The sequence below is a fragment of the Helicobacter turcicus genome, assembly GCF_019711685.1.
Lineage (GTDB): Bacteria > Campylobacterota > Campylobacteria > Campylobacterales > Helicobacteraceae > Helicobacter_D > Helicobacter_D turcicus.
Genome location: NZ_JAIGYQ010000020.1, coordinates 1 through 4,665, shown reverse-complemented (window position 1 = coordinate 4,665; position 4,665 = coordinate 1). Strand labels below are relative to the sequence as shown.

General features: G+C 31.6%; 3 protein-coding genes. 2 read left to right on the top strand and 1 reads right to left on the bottom strand.

What is annotated here, in order from left to right:
- The first annotated feature begins 636 nt into the window (after positions 1–636).
- Together K4G57_RS08820 and K4G57_RS09370 are read left to right on the top strand one after the other, a co-directional pair.
- Positions 637–1,653, top strand: coding sequence for a replication initiation protein (locus tag K4G57_RS08820; RefSeq protein WP_221561851.1), 1,017 nt, complete (start codon positions 637–639; stop codon positions 1,651–1,653).
- A gap of 620 nt (positions 1,654–2,273) precedes the next feature.
- Entirely contained in the window at positions 2,274–2,492 is a 219-nt protein-coding gene (locus K4G57_RS09370) for a hypothetical protein (RefSeq protein WP_221532811.1), read from the top strand.
- Between the two features lie 612 nt (positions 2,493–3,104).
- Here the strand turns inward: K4G57_RS09370 and K4G57_RS08810 are convergent.
- Positions 3,105–4,217 (bottom strand): replication initiation protein, encoded by a 1,113-nt coding sequence (locus tag K4G57_RS08810; RefSeq protein WP_221532810.1) that lies wholly within the window; start codon positions 4,215–4,217, stop codon positions 3,105–3,107.
- Positions 4,218–4,665 lie beyond the last annotated feature (448 nt).

The following is a 4,665-nucleotide window of genomic DNA, read 5'->3' as shown; positions in this document are numbered from 1 at the left end:
TGCAAGTTTTTTGCAAAGCTGACCCTTTTTAAGATCTTTTAAATTCTTTTAATATTTTTTATACGCGCGCGCGAGGAGGGGGGGATAACCTCGCATTTTACGATATTTTAAAGGGGTTCTTTGCGAGAGTATCAATAACAAATTAGGAGAGTATCAATAACAAATTAGGAGAGTATCAATAACAAATTAGGAGAGTATCAATAACAAATTAGGAGAGTATCAATAACAAATTAGGAGAGTATCAATAACAAATTAGGAGAGTATCAATAACAAATAAATATTTTGTTATTTTAATCGTTAAAAAAATCGTCAAATACAATGTTTAGAGACTACTATTTTAAATAGTATAAATAACAAATATTTGACAATGTTATTAAAGTATTGTATAATATTGATTGTGGAGTTATTGAATCCTTAGTGGATTTGCGCTCCACTAAGGGTAATTTGTAGCTCCGAAAGGAGGTAACAAAATTATGAATCGCTTTATAATTATAGCATTTGCAATTATAATATTGCTATGCTTAATTATAACACCCGCCTTTTAGGTAGGTGGCGTTATAGGCTAGGTTAAGCAAACACGCCTAGCCCTTATCGCAGTATTACGCCCTTGTTTGCAGAAACAACAAGGAATCTACAATGCAAGAAATAGTTAAGTATCATAATGACTTTAATAAAATCAAGTTACCGAGCTTCACAGAACAAGAGCAAAATATATTAATGGGGATTATTGCTAAAATTAGGGATAATCCAAAGGGAGAATTAATAGAATTTACACCACAAGAGCTTTTAAAGTTTAGCACAGAAAATCTCACACATAAAGATTTAGGCAACATACTTGTAATTTTGAAAGATAAATTTTTCAAAGCAGATTTTAAAATACTCATTGAAAACCAAGATGAAATCGGAACAGAAATTATTAATCTATTCCAAAAATTTACAATTTGGGAGTGGAAAGCTACTAAAACCTTGTCTCGTGTAGAATTGCAAGTAAATCCTGCATTTTCTTACTTAGTTAATCAAATCACCGCAAACTTCACCCGCTTTGAACTTGCAGAATTTATCGCACTTAGTGGAAAATATACTAAAACGCTTTATCGCTTGTTAAAGCAATACAGGCAAACAGGGTGGGCGCAATGGGATTTTAAAGAATTTAAGGATATTTTAGACATTCCAAGTGATTATGAAATGTGCAATATTGACCAAAGAATTTTAAAACCAGCCCTTAGAGAGCTAACACAAGAACAAAATCTTTTTGACTTTGGCAAGAGAATCCCTTTTCAAAATCTCACTTATAAAAAAATCAAAAAAGGCGGGAACAAAGTTACAGCAATTCGCTTTGACTTCACTCCCGAACAAGTGCAAGAGGAACTAGAAGCACAAGCAGAAGCAAGAATCGCAGAAAACATAAAAAATCACATTCCTACAAGTGCAGACTATGAAGCAAAACAAGAATTTAAAAATTACAAGGGAGTTGAAATTTCTTTTTACGATTCCAAACAAAAATTAATTATTGCCATAATCAAAGATTTTGACAATGAAACAAATAAGCTAATTTGCTATGATGAAAAAATAAAAAAAGATTTTAAGCTTTCATTTAAAAATCTACAAAAAGCAAACGAATGGATTGCACAAAAGATTCAAGGTATTTATTAAACACTAGAGAGTTTGTAAATAACCAATAATATGCCAATTTAGATACAATAAAAAAGCCGAACCAAGTTAGGCAACCAACAAGGCTCGGCTAAAATCACTATAAAGGCGTTTCTATGAAAAAGAAACAGAAACGCTTTAGAGAATTATACCTAAGAAAAAATTTTGCAAGTTTTTGAGTAAAACAAAAAGACAAAAAAGCAAAACTTTCTATTAAGTTTCGTTTCAGTTTTTGCAAGTTTTTTGCTTTGCGATTCTTTTTTATTCTTTTTAAAATTCTTTTCTATATCTTTTAGGAGCGCGTATTAGCTAGTGGATAGGATGTCGGCAAGGGGTATAAAGGGCAAATTTAATTTACAACGACATTTATTCTATTTTCTCTTGTTTAATATAATATCTTGTTTATTCTTGTTTACGTCCACTTTTTCAAAAATTTAAGCCCTATTTTTCGGCACTTGTGGGGGGTAGATTTTGCGAAAACAGACATTTTTTACGCCAAAACAGACATTTTTTACGCCAAAAATATATCTAAAACAGACATTTTTTACGCCAAAAATATATCTAAAACAGACATTTTTTACGCCAAATAAACGACAAAAGAAATGTCAAATGTCATTTATTAAATTTTAGCAAAACAAGAATTTAAAAATTACAAGGGAGTTGAAATTTCTTTTTACGATTCCAAACAAAAATTAATTATTGCCATAATCAAAGATTTTGACAATGAAACAAATAAGCTAATTTGCTATGATGAAAAAATAAAAAAAGATTTTAAGCTTTCATTTAAAAATCTACAAAAAGCAAACGAATGGATTGCACAAAAGATTCAAGGTATTTATTAAACACTAGAGAGTTTGTAAATAACCAATAATATGCCAATTTAGATACAATAAAAAAGCCGAACCAAGTTAGGCAACCAACAAGGCTCGGCTAAAATCACTATAAAGGCGTTTCTATGAAAAAGAAACAGAAACGCTTTAGAGAATTATACCTAAAACTCAAAATACTCTCCATAGAGTTTGAATTTAGGTTAAAACTCTAAACGCTTTGGGGGCTTTGCCCCTGCCTTTTGTGTGATTTAAAGCATCTATGCTATAATGACTTTATGAGCAAGAGAGACAGCATAAAAGAACAAATAGGCACATTAAGAGTATTCGCCATATTATTTCTTACATCAATATTCGGTGTATTGGGGTATGCAGTAGCAAACTTAGAAAATCTCACTCTTATAAAAGTGTTTATTGGGATAGTGATTTTAATATCACTAGCTTCAGTATTTGTGCTTGTATTAATAGCACACAATAAGAGATTAAGGGAATTGGAGGAAATAGAATGATTAATGGATTAATCTTAGTTGGTTTCAGTCTAGCCACAATAATTTTTTGCACTTTGTTTTTGATAAAATCAATGGAATCTAATAAATCAACGAAATAGGGGAGCTTTAATGGATAGACCTATTTTTTAGGGGATAAAAGGGAGTTAAGATTAAATAAGCTCCCTTGCTCTAGTTTCTTTTTAAACTCTAATCCCGCTTTTACTGCTTCAGTATCTAGGTAAAACATTTCCTCTGCTTTGTCTTTTGCTTTTTGTAGGGCATTAATATCTTTAAAATTTTTAACTAAGAAGCAAATGAGCTTTTCATCACTCTTGCGTGTAAAGACTGCAAATATACGCTTTTTATCATTATTTTCCCATTGCCAATTTCTGTATATCAATTCTCCATAGTCTTTAAAATAAATACTTTTACCAGCATAAGATTCTATTGCCTTTATAAGAGCTTCGTTAAAGCTATCTTGTTTTTCTTTGTCTCTTTGTATGCGCTTATCGTTGTTTTTATAGTCAAATATAAATTCTAAATCTGTAATTTTACGCCCTGTTTTAAATGTTTTTATATCAAGCAAAATGAGATTAGATTTTGCATTAATGTCTTTTTTGGCTTGAGCTAAAACTCGCCTTTGAAATCCTTGCCAATCCTGTAAGCTTTTAGGCACTTCTAGGATATTCTGTAATACTGCAAGATTCATTTTCAAGCTTTGGCGGTTTTGTTTGAGTTCGCATACAAGCATATTGTAGATTCTTATGCTGTATGCGGATTTCATTTGCTGAATATCACTAAATTTGAGCTGTGTAAAATCTCGTTTTAAGTCAAGTAGATATTCTGTAAGGCTGTCGTTGAGTTGATAAGTTACATAGCTTTGCCCTTGTTCATACCTAATAAATTTAAAAAGTGGCATAGCTTGGAATACGCTTTTTTCTTTCATTGTTTTTTCATCAAGTAGCTTAAAATCCTCTACATAAGCCTTTTTTGCCATAGAATAGCAAAGGTCTCGCACATAATTATAACCCTCGCTTGTTTCTCCCCACTGCCACACTTGAAAAATCTCACTTAATGGAATCTCGCACACTTGAAATAATTGCTCTTTTTGGCTGTTAAGTTGGGCTACAATCCACATAAAGAATTTCATCTCATTAGCATTCATATCGTATTTAGCGTATATGAAGCGATTGTCTTGCGTTACAATAGCCTTATTTGCTCGTTTTTTGATTGATTTTGTTTGTGTTTTCATCTCTTAAAGTTCTCTAGTTTATTAGCAAACAAGGGGTATCATCGCATAAGGGCTAGGCGTGTTTGCCCGCCTAGCCTAAACAACCTAAGCTATAAAGCAGGGGTTGCAATTATGCAAATTAATGCTATAATTACGATGATTTTCAATTTGACTTCCTCCTTTCGGCGAAGCAAATTTCCCTTAGTGAAGTCCTAATTCACTAAGGAATTCAACTTCACCACACAAAATTATACCAAAAATAACTTAAATAGACTAATATTTTATAATTTATGTCTGTTTTATCTACTCATTCCCCTATCTCTTTGCCTGTGCCGCTCTTTCTCTTGGTGTTTTTCATTTTTTAAAAAATTAAGCCCATAAATCAATTTTAAACCAAAAACAATACCAAACTACCCCTAAACGATTAAAAACGATTTTTGACCCCTTTCTGTGATTCTATGAGGCATAA

What these genes read in the sequence shown, in the direction of transcription:
- K4G57_RS08810 (WP_221532810.1), bottom strand. Translation starts at nt 4,217, where the DNA reads ATGAAAACACAAACAAAATCAATCAAAAAACGAGCAAATAAGGCTATT.
- K4G57_RS08820 (WP_221561851.1), top strand. Translation starts at nt 637, where the DNA reads ATGCAAGAAATAGTTAAGTATCATAATGACTTTAATAAAATCAAGTTA.